Origin of the sequence: Streptococcus alactolyticus, from assembly GCF_042649785.1 — a bacterium.
GTDB classification, from domain to species: Bacteria; Bacillota; Bacilli; order Lactobacillales; family Streptococcaceae; genus Streptococcus; species Streptococcus alactolyticus.
Genome location: NZ_JBHRZX010000041.1, coordinates 40,580 through 60,672, shown reverse-complemented (window position 1 = coordinate 60,672; position 20,093 = coordinate 40,580). Strand labels below are relative to the sequence as shown.

Sequence of the window (20,093 nt, the reverse complement as noted above, 5' to 3'; positions counted from 1 at the left end):
CCGGCTTAGCTCAGTTGGTAGAGCATCTGATTTGTAATCAGAGGGTCGCGTGTTCAAGTCATGTAGCCGGCATAACAATTATGATATAATTTGTTAGCTATATTGGGCGCATAGCTCAGCTGGTTAGAGCGCACGCCTGATAAGCGTGAGGTCGGTGGTTCGAGTCCACTTGTGCCCATTCATTTAATAATATGGTCCGTTGGTCAAGGGGTTAAGACACCGCCTTTTCACGGCGGTAACACGGGTTCGAATCCCGTACGGACTATTATTTTAAACGAGTTGAGGAGGTTGTTAGTCAATCTTCTTTTTTATTATGTGACTTTCAGTCCGTCACGCTCCGTAAGGTACGTGACAATAAACCATCCATTAGAGTTAGATGGGTGGGGATTAATAAAAAAAGTCCTATAAAATAGAACTTTTACTGTGGTAATATAAAGAATTAAACTAATAGCTAATCTAATTCGTATGGAAGGAGGAGTGTTTCCATTCCTGCTTGATCCATGATATAAACAGTACTTGGGAAAAACTCATCAAAGGGGAAATTGTAATCAAAGGTAATGGAAAGGTTTTGATTACTGTTGAAGTATTCGATTGCGATGTTATTGTGGTTGTTTTTTAAGTGAAAGGATAGGATAGAGTCTAGCTGGACAACGGTTTTTAGGTAATTGTCCAATAAATCCCAGAGTGTTTCAATAATTTCAAATGGGATGCTGGTTGCTACTCCAAAACTGACAGAACGTTTCTTTGTGTCTTCAAATGCCATAGAACACCTCCACTAATACTGTAAAAGCATCCTTTCGGATGCTTGCAACTTTAACGATTCTTTAGTTCAAGATAACGTTTGTACCAAATGTTAATATAAGCTTGTGAAAAAGGTCCTTTACCGTTATTTATCCAATCAACGAGTATCTTAACATTTTCTTTTAAAATAAAATCAATGTCTGGTGAATACCCCATTTCTTGCTTGTGCAACTCGTACTCATCAACGTCAAGCAGTCTTTTTTCGCCATCGGCAAAAATCTTGACATCTAAATCATAGTCGATATACTTTAGAGCTTCTTCGTCCAGAACGTATGGACTGGCAAGGTTGCAGTAGTAGGAAACTCCGTTATCTCTTATCATAGCAATAATATTAAACCAATATTTTTTATGAAAATAGACGATAGCGGGTTCGCGTGTCACCCAGCGTCTGCCATCACTTTCTGTCACTAATGTGTGGTCGTTCACTCCTATAAGGGCTGTATCTGTTGTTTTTAGTACCATTGTGTCGCGCCATGTACGGTGCAGACTCTTATCATGCTTATAACTTTGAATTGTAATAAAGTCGCCTTCCTTAGGTAATTTCATGCCTTACCAACTTTCTACAATTAAACTTATCTGTTATAGTCTATCATAATTTTCTGAAAAAATCACTTAGAAATGCCATTAAATCGACAAATAATCTCGAAGTGCTGTTTGGATGTCGTCATAAGCAAACCCTTTACGCATGAGATGTTGGATAAGGCGTTGTTTGAGGTCATAGCCATCGTATTTTTTGCTTAATTTGCGGTGTTGTTTGTCTAGGGCTTGATAGAGAAGCTCCTGCTCTTGTTCTTCGTCTTTGTCGGTATCAAGTTTTTCAAAGGCGGTTTTGGCTTCGTCATAGGAAAAACCTTTATTCATCAAGTTTTGGATGATTTTGTCTGTTAGACTCTTACTAGAAAGTTTGCTCTGGTATTTTTTGAGCAGTTTTTTGGCAGTTTTTTCTGCCACTTCTGAGAAGTCAAGTTGGGCTAAGCCCTGTTCAATGACTTGTGTATCAATCCCTTTTTGCATGAGTTTTTGTTTTAGGATATAAGGTCCCTTGTCGCCTGAATGGAGATTTTGAGCCAGATAGTTTTCAACATATTGCTGGTCATTTAGCCAATTTTCTGCTATTAGATTGTCAAGGATATCGGGAATATAACGTGTGTCAATCTCGTGTTTTTCAAGGTACTGTTTGACTTCTTTTACAGTGCGTTGCTTAAAGGAAATGTAGTAGAGGGCGAGGTTTTTGCCGTAAGAAAATTGGGCAAAGCTTTGAATGTCCTTTAGTAAGGCGTCATCTAGGCTCATGCCCTTGCTCAACATAAAATGAACGATGGTATCTTCTGTGACATAAAGATTGTCAGAACCGTCTATCTCAATCAAATAAAGGCGTTTTTTCTTTTCAATTTTGGTGATTTTCATAGTTTTAATTATAGCAAAAATGGTAGAATAGAGATAAGAAAAGGCATTTTTCTAAAAAGAGGTGGCTATGGTTGGAAAAGATAAGGTAATCCATTTGGACCAATATCGGCAAAGTCAGGTTTTTGAGGAGGCTGAAGGCTCTTTGGATTGGTTTGATGAAGAAAATGCCAATGCATCTGCTGAATGCATTTTTGATGGGACTGTTGACGCTGGCCTTTTATCAGGTTGGGATTTGATGGAAGACCTGTATGATTTGTAGCGGTCAGAGGAGCGTCTTTTTCCTAGTTGGTCAGCGCTGGCGGACAGGACTTGGGACAATGAGAAAAGCCGCCCTTATTTGACGGTTAAGTTGGATTTGGCTGCTTTGTGTAAGCAACATGGGCTTTATTAAAAGGCTTTGGACCACTTTTTAGCCATTTATCAGGTGGATAGGGCAGATGGTCTGACTTGTCGTTATGAGATTCTGGCTCTTTATGTCCTCATGTCGCGCTATGATGAAGCGCAAGCTTTTGTTAATAGTTGTACATCCTATGCAGCAGATGTGCGAATGCAAGTATCACTTTTGGTAGCCGCCATTTTAGGCGGCTATCATGCCGATGCATCACAATTATTAGTGGGCTTTTGTGTGCAAGTGACGGATTTTCTAGCTTTTTGTGAGCAAGATATCTTTCCGTTAGGTCGTGTCATGGAGGCTGAAACGTGGGAGGAGTGCTCAGCTAATTGCGAAGAGAGTCTTTACTTCGCTTTTTCCCCTATTTTACCGCTTTTGCTGACGGCATCGACCTACATTCAAGCTTATTTGAATGCTTACGTGACCACTAATGTGGCTGATAGTGACGATGATTTGGACCACTTGCCTTTTTTATCGTCCAAGCAGCTTAGTGTATTAGCCTTAAATGGTATTTACGGGATTCAGAATTTTCAACTTTTGACGGAAACGGCTCTTTTGCCTTGCCAACTTTTGGAAAAGCCACTTTAGAAAAATTGAAGAAATCAGGAGTTACATTTAGTCAACAATGAATGTGAAAGTAAAGCAAAAAATTCCTTTGAAAATCAAGCGTATGGGAATCAACGGGGAAGGTATTGGTTTTTATAAAAAGACCTTGGTTTTTGTGCCAGGTGCCTTAAAAGGTGAAGATGTCTTTTGTCAAATCACGGCTGTGAAACGCAATTTTGCTCAGGCTAGGCTTTTGACTATCAACAAAACCTCGCCTTTTCGTGTGCAGGCACCGTGTCCTATTTATGATGCGTGTGGCGGTTGTCAGATCATGCATTTGCAGTATGACAAGCAGTTGGAGTTTAAGGATGATTTGATTAGGCAGGCCTTGAAAAAGTTCAAACCTGCGGGTTATGAGAATTATGACATTCGTCACACGATAGGCATGGATACTCCTTATCATTACCGTGCTAAATTGCAATTTCAAACGCGTGCGTTTAAAGGAAATGTCAAAGCAGGCTTGTTCCAAGAGGGAAGTCATCGTTTGGTTAATATCAAAGATTGTTTGGTGCAGGATGAGTTGACGCAAGCCATTATCAATCGTGTGGTGGCATTGTTAGAAAAATACCAAGTTCCAATTTACGATGAGCGTCGAACTGCAGGTGTGCGGACGGTGATGATTCGTAAGGCAATGGCGACGAATCAGGTACAGCTCATTTTTGTGACCAGTCGTGAACTTTTCTTGGCGCCAGTGATTAAGACCTTGACGGCGGAATTTGAGGAAATTCAAGGCATTGCGGTCAATCTTAACCGTTCCAAATCAAGTGAGATTTACGGAGATAAGACGGAAATCATTTTGGGACGTGCTACGATTGAAGAAGAGGTCTTGGATTATCAGTTCTCATTGTCACCACGAGCTTTTTACCAGCTAAATCCCCAGCAAACGCAGGTCTTGTACGGGCAAGCTGTGGCAGCCTTGGATGTTTCTGAAAATGACCATATTATTGACGCTTATTGTGGTGTGGGGACGATTGGTTTTGCCTTTGCTGATAAGGTCAAGAGTGTTCGAGGCATGGATATTATTCCAGAAGCGATTGCTGATGCGAAGAAGAATGCTCAGCGTATGGGCTTTGACAATACTTACTACGAAGCTGGTCGTGCGGAGGATATTATTCCCAAGTGGTACCAAGAAGGCTATCGTGCGGATGCCTTAATTGTGGACCCACCGCGTACAGGCTTGGATGAGAAATTGCTTCAAACGATTTTGCGTTACCAACCAGCCAAGATGGTTTATGTGTCTTGTAATACAGCAACCTTGGCGCGTGATTTGGTGGCTTTGACGAAGGTTTACCAAGTGGAATATATTCAGTCAGTGGATATGTTTCCTCATACGGCACGGACTGAAGCCGTGGTGAAATTAAGCAAGAAATGATACTATAACAGGGCTTGTCAGCTTTCTTTTGACAGGTCCTGTTTTTCTCGTTATACTGTGACAAAACAGTTGAGGAGGACAGGAGATGACGCCTACGATTCGTTTGGCTCGTTTAGAAGATGTGTCAAGGCTGCGGGAGATTTACCGTTATTACGTGGAAGAAACGGCTGTGACTTTTGATTATGAGGTACCCAGCCAGGAGGAATTTGCAGCGCGAATGCAGGATATCCAATCGTTTTACCCTTATTTGGTTGCAGAAGAGGCTGGGCAGATTGTGGGCTATGCCTATTCAGCCCCTTTTCATGTCAGACCTGCTTATGCTTGGTCAGCGGAAATGACGATTTATTTGGATCACAGGCAGCGTCATAAGGGGCTTGGACGTTTGCTTTACCAGCAGTTGGAGCATTATCTGCGTCAAATGGGTGTGCTAAACCTCAATGCTTGCATTGCATCGACGGCGGTGGAGGATGCTTATTTGACCAATCATAGTTCGGGATTTCACCAAGCCTTGGGGTATCAGTTGGTTGGGACTTTTCATTCATCAGGTTATAAATTCAACCGTTGGTATGACATGATTTGGATGGAAAAAATGTTGGGCGAACATCTTGAGTTGACTCCTCCTGTCCAATCCATTCACACTATTTTGAAACAAAATCTTTCTTAGGCATACCAAAAAGCCCCACAAAAGCAAATGCTTGTGGGGTGTGCCCTTTTTTGAGCAAATTGGTAAAAAAAGCTTGCGAAAGTTTTCGTGTCGTGTTATTATTATATGGTAGCCGCTATAGTTAAATGGTATAATAGAGCAATGGTAATGCTCCGTTCCGAGTTCAATTCTCGGTGGTGGCAGATGATTATATTATAAAGTCTCTTCGGAGGCTTTTTTGTTTTGGAGTGCGACATTGTCGCCTTTTCCTTTTTGCCAAATCATGATACCGACGGATCCTTGGGCAAACATACCAAGGTAGCTAAAGGCAACGACTTGATTGCCAATCGCCATGAATAAAATAAAGCTGAGCAAGTCAACCAGTAGCCAGAGGTAAAAACCGTCAATGTGTCCTTTGACTTGTCTTTGTTGTGCGGTGAAGGAAAGTCCGTTGGTGAGAGCGTCTAGGATGATTTGTTGACCGCCCATCCAAAAGGAGAGCAAACCAAGCCAAATCGTCCAGAAAAAGATAGCAATGAGAACGTCTTTAACACCAAAGCCTTTATCGACCACCAGTTCGCCGTCTTTGTTGCGGCGTTTTTTCCAATTGCTGTTACCGATAAATTCTGTGATGAGGTAATAAAGACTGGTAAACATATCACCATAGATGCCTTGCATCCCAGCAACGAGGATTCCAGCAAGGTTTTGAATGCCGTTGACTTTGAAAGTGTGTTGCCATTGCAAGGCGAGGGTCCAGGTTCCAATAAAACCAAAGACAGACATGATGATAGAAAGAATGGTGATCATGTCTAATTGCCCTAACCAAAGGGTTGAGAGGATACCGTAGACCGTAAAGCCAAGTGAAACAGTAAAGGATGCAATGACAAAGAGGCGTTCTCTGAGAGTAAAACGACCCCAAGCGAGGTCAAATGATTGTTTGAGTGAAAGTTGTGTGTCCAAAAAATGTTAATCTCCAATTCCAATTGATTTCATTTCTTGACGGATCATGCGATAAACTTTTTGCCAGTCCTCTGATTTAGTCACATCGATGTGATCAGTATTGATTTTCATTTTGGGACTGTATTGGTAGTTATCGTACCAGTTATTATAATGTGAGTGAAGAAGTTTGTAATAATCGGTTAACCCTTCGTTGTGGTCAGGTTGTTCAAATTCACGTCCGCGTTTTTTGATGTTGGACATGATATGGTCAAAACTGCCTTCAAGATAGATGAGTAAGTCAGGTGCTTTTTTAGGAAGTCCGTCAATTTCCTCCATCATGTTATCCAAAAGGTCTAGGTAAATACGGTATTCTTGGTCGCTGATACTACCTTGAAGGGTGTTGATGTAGGTAAATAAAGCATCCTCATAAATCGAGCGGTCCAAGACATTGTTATCAGCCTTGTAGGCTTTTTTGATAGCAGCAAAGCGTTTGTTTAAGAAATAAATTTGCAAAGCAAAGCCGTATTTTTCAGGGTCTTCATAGTATTTATCTAAAATAGGGTTGTTTTCAACAGGTTCAAAGAAAGCTGTTGTTCCTAGTTCTTGGGCCAAAAGAGAAGTATAGGTCGTTTTTCCAACTCCTATCATTCCTGCTAGAATAATCACGATGGTAATGCACCTCCAAAACGTTTTTTATTGATCAATAAAGGATTGTGTTGTCCTAAATCTAGGACTGGTTTGACAATTAAGCACTCAGGCTGGGCTAGGTTTTGGTCATGGCTGGCTCCTTTCTGTTAGAATCATCTATGTAGTCGCAAGAAAATCAATTTCTTGTGGGAACTGCATATCAAAAAACACAATATATTGTTAACGGTTAAAATGTTAACACTATATTTTGTGTTTTGCAAGGATTGAAAAATATTATTTTTGTGATATACTGGGAAACTTTATTGTCCTAAAAAATGAAAAGGACAGATAGATTTCTGAAAATGGTTCTTCTTTCATGTCAAAATAGCATGGAAATCCCTTACAAACTTCTCTTTTTGCGATGCTTTTGATATAATATGTGCTAGGAAATCAGACGAGGTGGAGTTATGACTTACGAACAAGAATTTTTAAAAGACTTTGAAGCTTGGGTAGATTCACAAATCACAATCAATGAAATGGCTATGGATGCAAGCCGCAAGATTGTAGAAGAGGACAAGGATGAGCGTGCTGCGGATGCTTATATTCGTTATGAAAGTAAGTTGGACGCTTACAAATTTATCCAAGGAAAATTTGCGAATTATAAATCCGGCAAAGGTTTCCATGATTTACCAGATAATCTTTTAGGAGAGAGAAATTATTAATAATGGCAAAGAAAAAGAATCGAAAAAAAGAGTATATGTTGAAATTAAAGCGTGCGGGAATGCTAAAAACAGCAGCCGCATCAACGCTTGAGGCGGCCAGTAAACTAGTTTCAAAAGCAACTCTTAGTTTGGAAGAATTTTCAGCAATTTCTGCCGTAGAAGGCATTCGACCAAAATTGATTGAAACGCTGTACAATGAAGGCATTCAATCAGTCTTGGATTTTGAAAAGTTTAGTGAAAAAGAGGTTTTGGCCTTTAAAGGGATTGGTCCAGCGACGGTTAATAAGTTAAAGGAAAATGGTGTTTCCTTTAAGGCCTAAGCATTGCGTTAGCGGACTAAATCTGATAAAATAAAACCATTCAGAGGTGTCTTAAGGACCATTTGTCACAGAGAGCGGTGTGGTTGAGAAATCCGTACAAATGTTAAGGCTGGTTGCTGAAAGGGTGTAATTGAATAAACAAGTTGCGAGTGCCAGTCACTCGAATGTGGGTGGTACCGCGGATTTATAAAAAGTTCGTCCCTGTCGTATGGCAGGGGCGGTTTTTTATTGGGAAAAGGGGATATTATGATAAACATTCTAGGTCACATAAAAGGTGAGAAACTGCCTGATGTAGAAACGGAGCGGCTTTATTTGCGACAGCGTTTGGTCATAGATGCCAAGGACGTGTTTGCTTATGCAAGTTTGCCAGAAGTGACTTGGCGAGCAAGCTTCCCACCTGTGAAAACGGTAGAAGAGGAGGCCTATTATCTTGAGCATATCTTACCAAAACGCTGGGAGGAGCAAAAGATTCCGTCTGGTTATGGGATTTGCCTAAAAGGGACAAACACAGTCATTGGTTCAGTTGATTTCAATCATCGCCATGCAGATGATGTGCTGGAGATGGGCTATCTTCTTCATCCAGATTATTGGGGGAAAGGGCTGATGACAGAGGCTGCGCGTGCGTTGTTGGAAGTTGGATTTACCCTACTCAATCTCCACAAAATTGAAATTGAATGTTATGGTTACAACAAAGCAAGCCAACGTATTGCTGAAAAACTAGGTTTCACCCTCGAAGCTCGAATCCGTGACCGCAAAGACGCACAAGGAAAACGTTGTGACCTATTGCGCTATGGATTGCTGAAAAGTGAGTGGGAGGGGAGATGATGAATCTTGTTATTATTGGTGCACAAGCTTCAGGTAAGATGACGATTGGTCAAGAAATTGAAAAGATGACTGATATGACTTTGTTTCATAATCACGATAGCATTGATTTTGTTAGCTGTTTTATGGAATATGGACCTATCTCTGCTGAACTCATTCGGAAAATTAGACTAAATTTTTTCGAAGCTTTTGCTCAGAGCAATCAACCTCTTATTTTTACTGTTGTGATTGATTTTAATGATTCAAATGACATTGCGTTTTTGAGACAAATTCAAGATGTTTTTCACTCGTTTAAGAGAGAGGTTTTGTTTGTCGAACTTGAAACGGATTTAACAGAACGGCTTCGGCGCAATCGCACCGAACATCGTTTGCAGTGTAAACCAGTAAAACGTGATTTGGAATGGTCTGAAAAGGATATTTTATCAACGATGACTTTTGCTCAGTTTAATCCAGAGAAGTCACCCGAATTTCTTAAGTATTATTATAAAATCAATAATACAGAGTTATCTGCTCGTGAATCAGCGCAGCTTATTTTACAAAAATTAAATGATATTGAAAAAAAGTAGAAAGGACACATTATGTCAAAAGAACTTTCACCCAAATATAACCCAGCTGAGGTTGAGGCTGGGCGTTATCAAAAATGGTTAGATGAGGATGTTTTCAAGCCTTCTGGCGATAAGAAAGCTCATCCCTATTCTATCGTTATTCCACCACCAAATGTGACTGGTAAACTTCACCTTGGTCACGCTTGGGATACGACTTTGCAAGATATTATTATTCGTCAAAAACGTATGCAAGGTTTTGATACTTTATGGCTTCCTGGTATGGACCACGCTGGGATTGCGACACAAGCAAAAGTTGAAGCCCGTCTTGCTGAAGAAGGCATTTCACGTTACGATCTTGGTCGTGAAAAATTCCTAGACAAAGTTTGGGAATGGAAGGACGAATACGCGACAACAATCAAGGAACAATGGGGGAAGATGGGGATTTCTGTGGATTATTCTCGTGAACGTTTCACCCTTGATGAAGGCTTGTCAAAAGCGGTGCGTAAGGTCTTTGTTGAATTGTACAAAAAAGGTTGGATTTACCGTGGGGAATTTATTATCAACTGGGATCCAAAAGCACGCACAGCACTTTCTGATATCGAGGTTATTCACAAGGATGTGGAAGGGGCTTTCTACCACATGAACTATATGTTGGAAGATGGTTCACGTGCCCTTGAAGTGGCAACGACTCGTCCTGAAACCATGTTTGGTGACGTTGCCGTGGCGGTCAATCCAAATGACGACCGTTACAAAGATTTGATTGGTCAAAATGTAATCCTTCCAATCGTAAACAAGCCAATTCCAATCGTTGGTGACGAACACGCTGACCCAGAATTTGGTACTGGTGTGGTTAAAATCACTCCAGCTCACGATCCGAATGACTTCTTGGTTGGTCAACGCCATGATTTGCCACAAGTCAATGTCATGAACGATGATGGTACTATGAATGAACTTGCAGGTGAATTTGCTGGTATGGACCGCTTTGAAGCTCGTAAAGCTGTCGTGAAAAAATTGGATGAAATCGGTGCGCTCGTCAACATCGAAAAAATGGTTCATAGCGTGGGTCACTCAGAACGTACAGGTGTGCCAGTTGAACCACGTTTGTCAACACAATGGTTCGTTAAAATGGACCAATTGGCTAAGAATGCCATTGCCAACCAAGACACAGACGACGAAGTGAAATTCTACCCACCACGTTTCAACGATACCTTCCTTCAATGGATGGAAAATGTGCATGACTGGGTGATCTCACGTCAATTGTGGTGGGGACACCAAATCCCAGCTTGGTACAATGCAGACGGTGAGATGTATGTCGGCGAAGAAGCTCCTGAGGGCGACGGCTGGACACAAGATGAGGACGTGCTAGATACTTGGTTTAGCTCTGCCCTTTGGCCATTTTCAACAATGGGTTGGCCTGATACGGACTCAGAAGATTTCAAACGCTACTTCCCAACATCTACCTTGGTAACGGGTTATGACATCATCTTCTTCTGGGTGTCACGCATGATTTTCCAATCATTGGAATTTACAGGACGCCGTCCGTTTGAAAACGTGCTTATCCACGGTCTTATCCGTGACGAGCAAGGTCGCAAAATGTCTAAATCACTCGGTAACGGTATCGACCCAATGGATGTGATTGAAAAATACGGTGCAGATGCGCTTCGTTGGTTCTTGTCAAATGGTTCTGCCCCTGGCCAAGACGTTCGTTTCTCTTATGAAAAAATGGACGCTGCTTGGAACTTCATCAACAAAATCTGGAACATTTCACGTTACATCTTGATGAATAACGATGGTTTGACTCTTGAGCAAGCCAGCGACAACGTCGCAAAAGTGGTAGCTGGTGAGGCTGGTAATGTCACTGACCGTTGGATTTTGCACAATTTGAATGAAACCATCGCCAAAGTCACTGAAAACTTTGATAAATTTGAATTTGGTGTGGCTGGTCACATTCTTTACAACTTCATCTGGGATGAATTTGCGGATTGGTATGTGGAATTGACCAAGGAAGTGCTTTACAGCGACAATGAGGCTGAAAAAGTCATCACACGTTCTGTTTTGCTTTACACGCTTGATAAGATTCTTCGTTTGCTTCACCCAATCATGCCATTTGTGACAGAAGAAATCTTTGAACAAATCTCTGAAGGCTCTATCGTAACGGCTGCTTACCCAACGGTGAACCCAGCCTTTGAAAACGAAGCAGCTCACAAGGGTGTGGAAAGCTTGAAAGACCTTATCCGTGCAGTGCGTAACGCTCGTAGTGAGGTCAATGTGGCACCAAGCAAACCAATCACTATCCTTGTCAAAACAAGCGACAGCGAATTGGAAGCTTTCTTTAATGACAATGTCAACTACATCAAACGCTTCACCAATCCAGAAAAATTGGAAATCGCATCAGATATCGAAGCACCAGACTTGGCCATGTCAAGCGTCATCACAGGTGCTGAAATCTTCTTGCCACTAGCTGATTTGCTCAATGTCGAAGAAGAATTGGCACGTTTGGACAAAGAACTTGCCAAATGGCAAAAAGAATTGGACATGGTCGCTCGTAAACTCGGCAATGAGAAATTTGTCGCTAATGCCAAACCAGAAGTAGTGCAAAAAGAACGCGACAAACAAGCTGATTACCAAGCCAAATACGACGCAACCGTTGCTCGTATCGAAGATATGAAAAAATTGGTGAAATAAATATGTATTTTCAGGAAAACTTTTAGGTTTGTTTAAGGAAGTCTTTATATACTATAATCATCCTAAAACTTTTCTTTTTCATAATCTCCAAGGGAGAGGCCTATGATGTTGAGCCTCTTCTTTTTTTATTTCTGTGTATCCGATTTCAAAAAAGATGTTATAATAGTCTCATAACTATCATTTATGAAATAGGATACGAGATATGATTTTGAGACAAAAAGGGAACAGAGTTTAGAATACCACTCGTTAAATGTTGCCCAAAAAGTACGGCAAGAAGGCAGCACTATCGTTTAGGAGGTTATGACGATGAAAAAGCTCGTTTTACTATCAACCGTGGTTTTGCTTGGTTTAAGTGCTTGTTTGGCGGAAAGTCAAAACAATTGGTTTGACCAGTCGCAAGATCATGTGAACCATGAGACCAGCGAAACCACGCATTCAAGTCATTCAAAAGAAGAGGAAACAAGCGAATCTAGTGAATCTAACGAGTCTAGCAACTCTAGTGAATTTAGAGAGTCTAGTGAGTCTAGTACAGAAGAAACAGTTGACCCAGTTGATGCCATACTAAATGGTGACTATTCGTCGCTCGTTGGTGTGTGGGATTATCCTGACGGTAGTTCTTTTAAACAAGCTGATATTGTGACGGTAGTTCTACCCGATGGTTACCGTTTAAAGGTTGATAGCAACGGTAATACACGGGGTGTCGAGCAATTGATTGGTGCTAGCGAGGCTATACAAAGCGTCATCTATTTTAGAAATTCGACCAAAACTGAAAAAGTTGATGTTATTAAATTGTCAGTAGCGTCGGGTTTTATGGGTGCTGGCGGTTATGTTCCCTTGCTTTACCCAGCTGGTTGGCAAGTAGGTAATACTGACAGCACACGAGATAGAATGGCTGGAACGCAAAATGGCACACCTGCTGAAAATGCTTATTGTCAATTCAAAATATCGGATGATGTTAGCCAATATGAGAATTGTTCAAGGCTTGTTTCTTATAACTATTCTACTCCTTATATTTACATTTTAGGTAGCTATCAAGCGTCTGATGGCTCTAGCATAGCAGTTGTTGACTATGATTCTGACCTATTAGAGGATGTTACAAATGGTCGATATATCGGCAGTTTTGATGTTGATAACTCACAACCATTGACGACAAGTTATCAAAAAGTTGGCGATTATCTTTACTATCCATTTGAAGTAACTCTTGAAGGAGGTAATGAATACAACGCTCTCTTTCTTATCCCTCGTGGTCAAGTTGCTGGTAAGACCGACACCTCACAAGACCGCTTGATTATTGGAAACACAGGCGACCTATCCTTTAGCAAGATTCCCGCGGACAAGGTCTTTTATAAGATTAGCGAGCGAACAAACTATTAAAAAAAACACCAAATGTGTGTTTTTTTAATAGTTTTCTGAGTCAGTCATATCAATTATTTCATTCATGATATGAATAAATTTCTCTTTATTTTGTGATTGTTGAATTTTAATTATCATACTAGTTAATTCAGCATCAACTGTATTATCTTCTTCGTGAGAATAGGGAAGGAAAAAAGTACTCAAAGAAACATCTAGAGCATTTAAAATCTTAATAAGGGTTTCAAGCGTCATTTTCCTATGATTATTTTCAATTAGGTTGATAAAAGGCAGACTTAAGTCACTTTTTTCCGCAAGTTCTTGCTGAGTATATCCGCATTTCAAGCGATATTTCTTAATACGTTTGCTGATATCTTTGAGTAACGTCTCCATAAAATCACAATCCTAGTTTAATAATATATTATTATAAAGATTACCCGTGGTGCTAGTTGAAAAATCTCAATTATAAACCCAAATAATACTTTCTAACCACAGTTCCAGTCCGCATAAGCTACGAACAAGGGGTCTTTGAATATCAAATTCTGTACAGAGTACCGAAAATCTCGTTTCAATAGTTCGTCGTTTAGCCATTAATTTCCAATTATTATGATGTTTAGCTTCGCTCATGTTTTGACGTAACGGTGTCCAAAGCTGGTATCCTTTTTGTGCTAATCGTTGCTTCAATGATTGGCTAATATAGCCTAAATCCGCTAAAATCATAGGAAAATTGGTATCTTCTAGTAATTCCTCACAGGCTTTACTATCATGGGGTGATGCAGGTGTCACGAGGTAGTTCACAACGTAACCTGATAAGGTTACCAACATACGCACCTTGAAACCATAAAACCACATTTGTTTAGCTGAATTAAAGGAAATATCAGCCTGTTCGTCCCGAAAAATCCTAGTTTTAAAATTTCTAACTGGAAGACAAACAGGAAGTGGAAAGCTATCTACAATAACAAGCTCATCTTTAGATATTCGTTTTGTTAGCGCTTGTCTGATTAGTTTAAATAGAGGAAGCAAATATTTTGCACGACGATAAAATCGCGTACGTTCTAATCCACTACTACCAATAAATAACTGACACATACGATAAAACTTACGCTGAGACCGAATACCTAACTCTACTTGTAAAAATAAGAGAACTAAAATAGAACTATCTTTTGTTTTACAAAGTTTGATATTGTGGCGTTCACGCAATAACTTGGGACTGTATTGACGATAAATAAGAGTACAAAATTGTTTTAATGGCTTCATATCCCATTGTAAATGATGAGATTTAGCGGTATACTGTAAATGGCTCATTTGGACTACCTCCTGTTTAGTTGTCACTTACAGTATAGTCCATTTGGGCTTTTTTCGTATCTTAAATTTTACTAGCACCACGGGTAGTTAGTGATAAATGGTAAGGAGATAACGAAATTCTATGAATCGCAAACAATTACTCACATCTGCCGCTATTACTGTTGCACTTGCTGGTGTTAGCGTTAAATCAACAACTCATGTACCGCTGATGAAATTGATGACGCTTCTGTTGAAACACAAGCGCAAGTATCTGATTCTCTTGATACTGTCAAAGAAGAGGTCGATACCGCTAAAGCTGATGCTGACACAGCACAAGCCGCTACTGACTCTCAACAAGAAATTGTTAATAACGCTCAAACAAACGCTGATAAAGCTCAAGATGAAGTTAACAAAGCAAACCAAGCTGTATCTGATCAACAAGACGTTGTATCTGACGCAAATCAAACCATGGCTGATACTAAAGCTGATGTTGATGCCGCTCAAAATGCTGTTGATACGGCACAAAAGATTGTTGATGGTGAACAATCAGACGCTGATGCGCAAAAAGCACTTGATGATGCTAAAGCAAACGAACAAGCAGCTAGCGACGCAGTTAACAACGCAACAGCTGATAAAGCCGCTGCAGAAAAAGCAGATAGTGATCGTCAAGCGGCTATTGATGACGCAAAAGCTGATGTAGAAAAAGCAACTCAAACAGATACAGGTGCTATTTCACAAGAAATCGCAGACGCAAATAAAACAATTGCCGATAGCGACGCCACTATTGCTGACGCTGATAAAACAATCGCAGAAGCAGATAAAACAATTTCTGAAAACACAGATAAAATCAAAGAAATTGAAAAAAATACTGCAACAACACCAACAGCTCCAAAACCAACATTACCTGAAGGTTATGATTTGGATGGTACTGGCGGATATACAGCCATGGAAGAAGCCCAAAAGGCGACAATGGAGTTGAACAAATCATATCAAATTCCCGCATTTAATGTTCAAACAAATACAACAGAAGCTGACCGCAATACAACTGTTGATATTTCAAACCCAATATCAGAACAACTTAAAGAAATTAATGAATATGCGGCTCAAGTAATTAATGATTTGCGTAAACAACTTGGTAAACCAGCAGTTACTATTTCAACAAACTCTATCAATGTTGTTACTCAAGTTGCTAAACAATACGAAGCTGATAACTGGTTTGCTTTTGATAATAAAGGTCATGATGAATCTGCTCTAAAAACTGGTGCAGCCGCCGCAAATTCTGCATATAGTTCAGAATGTATAGCATCAACAAACACAGACAGTCGTTATATGACTATGGCTCAAATCAAACAAGACATTTATGAAGCTATTACTCTCATGGTATTTTCTAGTGATGAACTTCATCACGCTGAAATTATTCTTGAAGAAACAGCGCAAATGGGTGTAACATACAGCTTCTTCTCTAATTATAAAGGTCTTGGTGATTTCGCACAAATTCACTTTGTATTTAGTGTTCCACTCGCAGGAAATACTGATGCAAATGATACTGCTGATTACGTAACAACTTACGAACAAGCAGAAGAAACAGCAAAAGCTGAGCAAGCTAAACAAATCGCTAAATATCAAGACGCTATCACATCTGCAACTGCAACTAAGAAAGAAGCAGAAAACACAAAAGCTAAAGCAACAGCTGTTAAAACAGAAGCTGAAACTAAGAAAGCTGACGCAAAACAAGCGTTGTCTAATGCTCAAGCTAAATATGACGCCGCTGTTGCTGTTCCCGAACAAACAGCTACTGCCAAAGCTAATTTGGCTAAAGCTCAAGCTGACCTTGCAACAGCCAAAGCAAATGTTGAAACAGCACAAAAAGCTCTTGATGCTATTCATGCAAGTCAAGCTGAAAAAGAAGAAACTTTGAAACAAGCGAAAGCTGATTTGGCTGATAAAATTGTTGCATGGACAGAAGCTAAAGATGCGCTTGCTAAAGAAATCGCTAAATTGAATGAACTTCAAAGCGTTTCAACAGAAAAACAACAAGCATTGAGTGATGCAATTGATGCTGTAACTGCGGCTAAACAATCATTGGAAGATGCTATCAACTACTTGAATCGTCTTGAAAACAGCAAAGACAATTTGAGTAAAGCAACAGCCGCTAAAACAGAAGCCGATGCAAAATTGGCAACAGCAAAAGCTGAGCTTGAAACAGAACTTGCAAAACTTGCGACATTGAAAGAAACAAGTGACGCCGCTCAAGCTAAATACGAAGAAGTAAAAGCTCGTTATGATGCCCTTGTAAAAGCTCAAGACGAATTGAATAACAACGATAAAGGTGATGATACACCAACAACACCTATTGTTGATGAAAAATCTGAACTTGAAAAAGCCAAAGAAGCTAAAGAACAAGAACTTGCTCAAAAACAACAAGAACTTGCAGATGCTAAAGCGGCTGTGGCTCAACAAGAAGAAAACATCAAAAGTCTTCAAGAATGGTTTGATGACCAAATGAATAGATATCTATCAAATGGTGGTAAAATTGAAGATCTTGATCCTAACAGCCAACTTGCGCATACACCAGATCTACTTCGTAAACTGGGCGTAGAACTCAATGAAGCTCGTGATAAACAAGCCTCAATTGAACAAGACATTGCAACACTCACTTCAGAAATTGCTTCACTTGATGAACAAATTAAAGAAGTTGATTCTAAGAAAGATGAACCTGTTGTGCCTAATACACCAACAACACCAGACAAACCAGAAACTCCTGTAACTCCAACAACAGATACAAAACTAAGTGAATCTGCACAAACAGATACTAATGGCCAAGCAGCTTATCATGAGGTAGTGACAAAAGCAGAAACACAAAAAGTGATTGACCGCCTAGGCGTTCCAACTTATCAAGCAACTGCTGAACTTCCAAATACAGGTGATGACAATACAGCAACATTTACGCTCATGGGATTAGCTATTACTGCCATGGGAATGTTTGGAGCAATAAAATTAAAAGGGAGAAAAGATTGTTAAAAACGAAGCAAACAAGCCTAGTTGCTTGTTAGTTGTTTTATATGAAAAAGAAGAATATCATGAAAAAGTTTAAGTGTATTATTGGTCTATTATCTTGTGCAGCCATATTAACAGCTTGTGGGACAAAAACGGATAACGTTAAAAGTACAAGCAGTACAAAAGCTAAGACTAGTCAAACATCTTCATCAACCAAGCCTTCATCAAGCACAGAAACGCAATCATCTTCATCGGAAGAACCACAAAAATCTGATGAAGAACTTTACGCAGATATTATCGCTTCGTATCCAAATGAGTATCGTGTCGGAAAGCACACTTTTTATGACATTGACGGGAACGGAACAGATGAAATGAATGTTGGAAATGGCAGCTTTGCCTATGCACTCTACTATTTAGAGAATGGTGTTCCAACAGAGCTAGTGTCATCTAATGTTTTATCAGTAGGCGGTGTTCGTCAAGGATTTTCTATTTATAAAAACGGTCAAGTATCTTACATGGACATCTCTTCATTTAATGGAGAGGGGACTATAACGGATTATCAGCTTAAATCTGACAATACAGGTGTGGATATTATCAAAGAGTTAGATTATAAAATTGGAGAGACAGCAGATGATGGCTTACAAGATGTTGAAACATTGGATTACAGTACTCTCACTTGGCAATCTGCTTTTGATGCTGCTGATGCCCAAATGGATATTAATGCTATCCAAAATAAAGATTACAGTTCAATCGCTGGAACATGGCAAAATACTAAGGGGGTGTCCTTACTTTTAATGCAAACGGCATTGTAGGAGACAATCTTACTGTAGACCCATTTAATAATGCAACTGTTGAAAATGGTATATTGAGTACTAGTGTTTCAGCTGCTCCAACAGGTAGCTATATGATTAAGTTTGCACCCCAAGGAACATTCTTTGTAACAGAAACCCTCGAAAATGAAGTGTCAGATGTTAGTAAAGATCGTATTTGGACTGGGCAACAATATAATTACACAGACCCAAGTACGTTTTATTACAAGGTTGATTAAAGGAGATAATGATGAACTATAAACGTATCTATGTCGCAACTTTATCTATTATTGGCTTTATTTCTATCTTTATGCCTTGGATTGTTTACAATTCTTATACATTAGATGCTGTTAACGATATATTTAACGATGGTTATTGTTTTGGAGTGATGTTTTTAGTTATTTTAGTGTTATCAATGATAGGTTCAGAAACGTTAGGTCGAAAACGCAAGTTAGCACTATTAATTCTTTCAGTTTTGATACTTATTTTTGCTATTGGTGATTTTATGGCAAACCAAGAGTCACTTACTCGGTTAGGAGCTTCTTTTGGGATTGGATTTTTCCTGACACTCCTTTCGTCAGCTTTTATAGCAATTTATGTTTTCTTAGCTAAGCAAGATGGTACAGAAGAAAAAATAGAATTTAACTCTGAAGATTTCAAAGAGTTAGGTCAAAAAAGTTTAAAAGTGGCTAACTCAGTAACAAAAGTATCAAAGAATATTGTCAAATCTGCTATTGATGAAGTAAAGAAAGAGATTCGAACAACTGATAAAGAAGAAAAGTAGAGCAAGAAATGGGATTTTTTAGGAAGAACAGCTTATTAATCAAGACCGTATGATTGAGTTATTAGAGTACTCTAATGCTCTAGAAATGACTCATATTGCTCTTACTGCTGACATTGCTCGTACGAATACAACAATTGCTTCAAATCTTACTGATATTAATCAGTCAGTTAATACTATCAAAAATCTACGATAAGTTTTGTATAAAAAAGCTACCTTGATAAATTTACGTGGACTAAAATCCTAAATGATTCAAAAGTCTTAAAAAGTAAACATAAGCCTGACCATCTGGTTGGGCTTATTTTTTTGGTATAATGGTAGGGATAATGATAAGAGAGGGCGCAAATGACACAGGTAACCAAACGGGCTTTGGAGGAGGCGCTGAAGCGTCTGCTTTTTGAGAAGCCCTTGAGCAAGATTACAATTCAAGACTTGGCAGATGAGTGTGGGATTAGTCGGATGACTTTTTACTACCATTTCAAGGATATTTATGATTTGGTGGAGTGGTCGTTTGTTGAGGATGCCAATGCTATTTTTCAAGCAGAACCAAGCACTGAGAGTTGGGAGATGGCTTTGCAGCACGTTTTTGAGATGATTAAAAAAGACGAGCTCTTTATCATGAGTGTTTACCACGCGGTTAGCCGTGAGCAGATTGAGCGTTATTTGCATCTGGTGATCCATCATTTGATGAGCCAACTCATTGAAAAAAGCGTGGCGACTGCTGGCATTAGCCTGACGGACAAGGAAGGGCTTTTTGTCACGAATTTTTACAAATATGCCTTGATTGGTACGTTATTGGACTGGGTCAAGCCAGACATGAAGGCAGATTATCAAGAATTGGTAGTACAATTGACCAGCTTGATACATGATCCACTGATTGGGACCTTGAGGGGCTTTGCGTCCAAAAACTTATCAAAACCCCTAAAATGATAAAGTTTTTATCACTTCCAAGCATTTGTTTATTGACTTTGTATGGGTAAAGGTCTAAAATG

The 20,093-nt window shown here is 39.6% G+C and carries 23 protein-coding genes and 4 tRNA genes; 19 read left to right on the top strand and 8 right to left on the bottom strand.

Annotated elements, in window-relative coordinates; translation table 11 throughout:
- The 3 genes from ACFORE_RS08585 to ACFORE_RS08575 all read left to right on the top strand — a co-directional run bounded on the left by ACFORE_RS08585 (position 1) and on the right by ACFORE_RS08575 (position 265).
- Positions 1 to 72 (top strand) — tRNA-Thr (locus tag ACFORE_RS08585).
- A 32-nt stretch (positions 73 to 104) separates the two neighbouring features.
- Positions 105 to 178: transfer RNA gene (locus ACFORE_RS08580), tRNA-Ile, on the top strand.
- Between the two features lie 15 nt (positions 179 to 193).
- Positions 194 to 265 (top strand) — tRNA-Glu (locus ACFORE_RS08575).
- Positions 266 to 451: 186 nt separating this feature from the next.
- Here ACFORE_RS08575 and ACFORE_RS08570 read toward each other — a convergent pair.
- From ACFORE_RS08570 to recX, 3 genes are all read right to left on the bottom strand, one after another.
- The gene (locus tag ACFORE_RS08570) at positions 452 to 763 is read right to left on the bottom strand and encodes a DUF960 domain-containing protein (protein ID WP_154455490.1); all 312 of its coding nucleotides are present in this window, start codon (positions 761 to 763) and stop codon (positions 452 to 454) included.
- 50 nt (positions 764 to 813) lie between these two features.
- Positions 814 to 1,347 (bottom strand): nucleoside tri-diphosphate phosphatase, encoded by a 534-nt coding sequence (gene ntdP / locus ACFORE_RS08565; RefSeq protein ID WP_154455491.1) that lies wholly within the window; start codon positions 1,345 to 1,347, stop codon positions 814 to 816.
- A gap of 78 nt (positions 1,348 to 1,425) precedes the next feature.
- Positions 1,426 to 2,208 (bottom strand): recombination regulator RecX, encoded by a 783-nt coding sequence (recX, locus tag ACFORE_RS08560; RefSeq protein ID WP_154455492.1) that lies wholly within the window; start codon positions 2,206 to 2,208, stop codon positions 1,426 to 1,428.
- A gap of 67 nt (positions 2,209 to 2,275) precedes the next feature.
- Here recX and ACFORE_RS08555 point away from each other — a divergent pair, with 67 nt between their 5' ends.
- The 5 genes from ACFORE_RS08555 to ACFORE_RS08535 all read left to right on the top strand — a co-directional run bounded on the left by ACFORE_RS08555 (position 2,276) and on the right by ACFORE_RS08535 (position 5,423).
- Positions 2,276 to 2,467, top strand: coding sequence for a hypothetical protein (locus ACFORE_RS08555; RefSeq protein WP_154455493.1), 192 nt, complete (start codon positions 2,276 to 2,278; stop codon positions 2,465 to 2,467).
- A gap of 138 nt (positions 2,468 to 2,605) precedes the next feature.
- Complete coding sequence (locus tag ACFORE_RS08550; protein WP_154455494.1) at positions 2,606 to 3,187, top strand: hypothetical protein; 582 nt, start codon at positions 2,606 to 2,608, stop codon at positions 3,185 to 3,187.
- Positions 3,188 to 3,224: 37 nt separating this feature from the next.
- The gene (gene rlmD / locus ACFORE_RS08545) at positions 3,225 to 4,577 is read left to right on the top strand and encodes a 23S rRNA (uracil(1939)-C(5))-methyltransferase RlmD (RefSeq protein WP_154455495.1); all 1,353 of its coding nucleotides are present in this window, start codon (positions 3,225 to 3,227) and stop codon (positions 4,575 to 4,577) included.
- An 85-nt stretch (positions 4,578 to 4,662) separates the two neighbouring features.
- Positions 4,663 to 5,241: a GNAT family N-acetyltransferase gene (locus tag ACFORE_RS08540; RefSeq protein WP_154455496.1), complete on the top strand. Its 579-nt coding sequence runs from the start codon at positions 4,663 to 4,665 to the stop codon at positions 5,239 to 5,241.
- A gap of 111 nt (positions 5,242 to 5,352) precedes the next feature.
- A tRNA-Thr gene (locus ACFORE_RS08535) sits at positions 5,353 to 5,423 on the top strand.
- Positions 5,424 to 5,433: 10 nt separating this feature from the next.
- Here the strand turns inward: ACFORE_RS08535 and ACFORE_RS08530 are convergent.
- Together ACFORE_RS08530 and ACFORE_RS08525 are read right to left on the bottom strand one after the other, a co-directional pair.
- The gene (locus ACFORE_RS08530; protein WP_154454488.1) at positions 5,434 to 6,180 is read right to left on the bottom strand and encodes a nicotinamide mononucleotide transporter family protein; all 747 of its coding nucleotides are present in this window, start codon (positions 6,178 to 6,180) and stop codon (positions 5,434 to 5,436) included.
- 6 nt (positions 6,181 to 6,186) lie between these two features.
- The gene (locus ACFORE_RS08525) at positions 6,187 to 6,825 is read right to left on the bottom strand and encodes a deoxynucleoside kinase (protein ID WP_167829256.1); all 639 of its coding nucleotides are present in this window, start codon (positions 6,823 to 6,825) and stop codon (positions 6,187 to 6,189) included.
- Positions 6,826 to 7,253: 428 nt separating this feature from the next.
- On the opposite strand from ACFORE_RS08525, the gene ACFORE_RS08520 reads away from it, so the two are divergent.
- The 6 genes from ACFORE_RS08520 (at position 7,254) to ACFORE_RS08495 (ending at position 13,254) form a co-directional block, all read left to right on the top strand.
- Entirely contained in the window at positions 7,254 to 7,508 is a 255-nt protein-coding gene (locus ACFORE_RS08520; protein WP_154454487.1) for a DUF1912 family protein, read from the top strand.
- 2 nt (positions 7,509 to 7,510) lie between these two features.
- On the top strand, positions 7,511 to 7,828 hold the full coding sequence (locus ACFORE_RS08515) for a helix-hairpin-helix domain-containing protein (RefSeq protein WP_154454486.1): 318 nt from the start codon (positions 7,511 to 7,513) through the stop codon (positions 7,826 to 7,828).
- A gap of 246 nt (positions 7,829 to 8,074) precedes the next feature.
- On the top strand, positions 8,075 to 8,653 hold the full coding sequence (locus tag ACFORE_RS08510) for a GNAT family N-acetyltransferase (RefSeq protein ID WP_154454485.1): 579 nt from the start codon (positions 8,075 to 8,077) through the stop codon (positions 8,651 to 8,653).
- Positions 8,653 to 9,216 carry a shikimate kinase gene (locus tag ACFORE_RS08505; RefSeq protein WP_154454490.1) on the top strand — a complete coding sequence of 188 codons (564 nt, stop codon included), beginning with the start codon at positions 8,653 to 8,655 and terminating at the stop codon, positions 9,214 to 9,216. Before ACFORE_RS08510 ends, ACFORE_RS08505 begins: the two co-directional genes overlap by 1 nt.
- Positions 9,217 to 9,228: 12 nt before the next feature.
- Positions 9,229 to 11,880 carry a valine--tRNA ligase gene (locus ACFORE_RS08500; RefSeq protein ID WP_154454484.1) on the top strand — a complete coding sequence of 884 codons (2,652 nt, stop codon included), beginning with the start codon at positions 9,229 to 9,231 and terminating at the stop codon, positions 11,878 to 11,880.
- A gap of 306 nt (positions 11,881 to 12,186) precedes the next feature.
- On the top strand, positions 12,187 to 13,254 hold the full coding sequence (locus tag ACFORE_RS08495; protein ID WP_154454483.1) for a hypothetical protein: 1,068 nt from the start codon (positions 12,187 to 12,189) through the stop codon (positions 13,252 to 13,254).
- A 24-nt stretch (positions 13,255 to 13,278) separates the two neighbouring features.
- Here ACFORE_RS08495 and ACFORE_RS08490 read toward each other — a convergent pair whose 3' ends face one another.
- From ACFORE_RS08490 to ACFORE_RS08480, 3 genes are all read right to left on the bottom strand, one after another.
- Positions 13,279 to 13,623 carry a helix-turn-helix domain-containing protein gene (locus tag ACFORE_RS08490; RefSeq protein WP_264879790.1) on the bottom strand — a complete coding sequence of 115 codons (345 nt, stop codon included), beginning with the start codon at positions 13,621 to 13,623 and terminating at the stop codon, positions 13,279 to 13,281.
- A gap of 66 nt (positions 13,624 to 13,689) precedes the next feature.
- Complete coding sequence (locus ACFORE_RS08485) at positions 13,690 to 14,535, bottom strand: IS982 family transposase (RefSeq protein WP_420884313.1); 846 nt, start codon at positions 14,533 to 14,535, stop codon at positions 13,690 to 13,692.
- 182 nt (positions 14,536 to 14,717) lie between these two features.
- Positions 14,718 to 14,843, bottom strand: coding sequence for a hypothetical protein (locus tag ACFORE_RS08480; RefSeq protein ID WP_293963154.1), 126 nt, complete (start codon positions 14,841 to 14,843; stop codon positions 14,718 to 14,720).
- 139 nt (positions 14,844 to 14,982) lie between these two features.
- On the opposite strand from ACFORE_RS08480, the gene ACFORE_RS08475 reads away from it, so the two are divergent.
- From ACFORE_RS08475 to ACFORE_RS08455, 5 genes are all read left to right on the top strand, one after another.
- Positions 14,983 to 17,535: an SEC10/PgrA surface exclusion domain-containing protein gene (locus ACFORE_RS08475; protein WP_380435098.1), complete on the top strand. Its 2,553-nt coding sequence runs from the start codon at positions 14,983 to 14,985 to the stop codon at positions 17,533 to 17,535.
- A 59-nt stretch (positions 17,536 to 17,594) separates the two neighbouring features.
- The gene (locus ACFORE_RS08470; protein WP_380435097.1) at positions 17,595 to 18,323 is read left to right on the top strand and encodes a DUF6287 domain-containing protein; all 729 of its coding nucleotides are present in this window, start codon (positions 17,595 to 17,597) and stop codon (positions 18,321 to 18,323) included.
- A gap of 53 nt (positions 18,324 to 18,376) precedes the next feature.
- A complete protein-coding gene (locus ACFORE_RS08465) occupies positions 18,377 to 18,559 on the top strand; it encodes a hypothetical protein (RefSeq protein WP_380435096.1) in 183 nt (60 codons plus the stop codon).
- Positions 18,560 to 18,570: 11 nt separating this feature from the next.
- Positions 18,571 to 19,104 (top strand): hypothetical protein, encoded by a 534-nt coding sequence (locus ACFORE_RS08460; RefSeq protein ID WP_204984635.1) that lies wholly within the window; start codon positions 18,571 to 18,573, stop codon positions 19,102 to 19,104.
- Positions 19,105 to 19,446: 342 nt separating this feature from the next.
- Positions 19,447 to 20,031: a TetR/AcrR family transcriptional regulator gene (locus tag ACFORE_RS08455; protein ID WP_380435095.1), complete on the top strand. Its 585-nt coding sequence runs from the start codon at positions 19,447 to 19,449 to the stop codon at positions 20,029 to 20,031.
- Positions 20,032 to 20,093: the final 62 nt, after the last annotated feature.

Excerpts from the sequence above, each read along its gene's own strand:
- ACFORE_RS08570 (WP_154455490.1), bottom strand. The coding sequence starts at position 763 with ATGGCATTTGAAGACACAAAGAAACGTTCTGTCAGTTTTGGAGTAGCA.
- ntdP (WP_154455491.1), bottom strand. The coding sequence starts at position 1,347 with ATGAAATTACCTAAGGAAGGCGACTTTATTACAATTCAAAGTTATAAG.
- recX (WP_154455492.1), bottom strand. The coding sequence starts at position 2,208 with ATGAAAATCACCAAAATTGAAAAGAAAAAACGCCTTTATTTGATTGAG.
- ACFORE_RS08555 (WP_154455493.1), top strand. The coding sequence starts at position 2,276 with ATGGTTGGAAAAGATAAGGTAATCCATTTGGACCAATATCGGCAAAGT.
- rlmD (WP_154455495.1), top strand. The coding sequence starts at position 3,225 with ATGAATGTGAAAGTAAAGCAAAAAATTCCTTTGAAAATCAAGCGTATG.
- ACFORE_RS08540 (WP_154455496.1), top strand. The coding sequence starts at position 4,663 with ATGACGCCTACGATTCGTTTGGCTCGTTTAGAAGATGTGTCAAGGCTG.
- ACFORE_RS08520 (WP_154454487.1), top strand. The coding sequence starts at position 7,254 with ATGACTTACGAACAAGAATTTTTAAAAGACTTTGAAGCTTGGGTAGAT.
- ACFORE_RS08515 (WP_154454486.1), top strand. The coding sequence starts at position 7,511 with ATGGCAAAGAAAAAGAATCGAAAAAAAGAGTATATGTTGAAATTAAAG.
- ACFORE_RS08510 (WP_154454485.1), top strand. The coding sequence starts at position 8,075 with ATGATAAACATTCTAGGTCACATAAAAGGTGAGAAACTGCCTGATGTA.
- ACFORE_RS08505 (WP_154454490.1), top strand. The coding sequence starts at position 8,653 with ATGAATCTTGTTATTATTGGTGCACAAGCTTCAGGTAAGATGACGATT.
- ACFORE_RS08500 (WP_154454484.1), top strand. The coding sequence starts at position 9,229 with ATGTCAAAAGAACTTTCACCCAAATATAACCCAGCTGAGGTTGAGGCT.
- ACFORE_RS08495 (WP_154454483.1), top strand. The coding sequence starts at position 12,187 with ATGAAAAAGCTCGTTTTACTATCAACCGTGGTTTTGCTTGGTTTAAGT.
- ACFORE_RS08490 (WP_264879790.1), bottom strand. The coding sequence starts at position 13,623 with ATGGAGACGTTACTCAAAGATATCAGCAAACGTATTAAGAAATATCGC.
- ACFORE_RS08485 (WP_420884313.1), bottom strand. The coding sequence starts at position 14,535 with ATGAGCCATTTACAGTATACCGCTAAATCTCATCATTTACAATGGGAT.
- ACFORE_RS08475 (WP_380435098.1), top strand. The coding sequence starts at position 14,983 with ATGGCTGATACTAAAGCTGATGTTGATGCCGCTCAAAATGCTGTTGAT.
- ACFORE_RS08470 (WP_380435097.1), top strand. The coding sequence starts at position 17,595 with ATGAAAAAGTTTAAGTGTATTATTGGTCTATTATCTTGTGCAGCCATA.
- ACFORE_RS08460 (WP_204984635.1), top strand. The coding sequence starts at position 18,571 with ATGAACTATAAACGTATCTATGTCGCAACTTTATCTATTATTGGCTTT.
- ACFORE_RS08455 (WP_380435095.1), top strand. The coding sequence starts at position 19,447 with ATGACACAGGTAACCAAACGGGCTTTGGAGGAGGCGCTGAAGCGTCTG.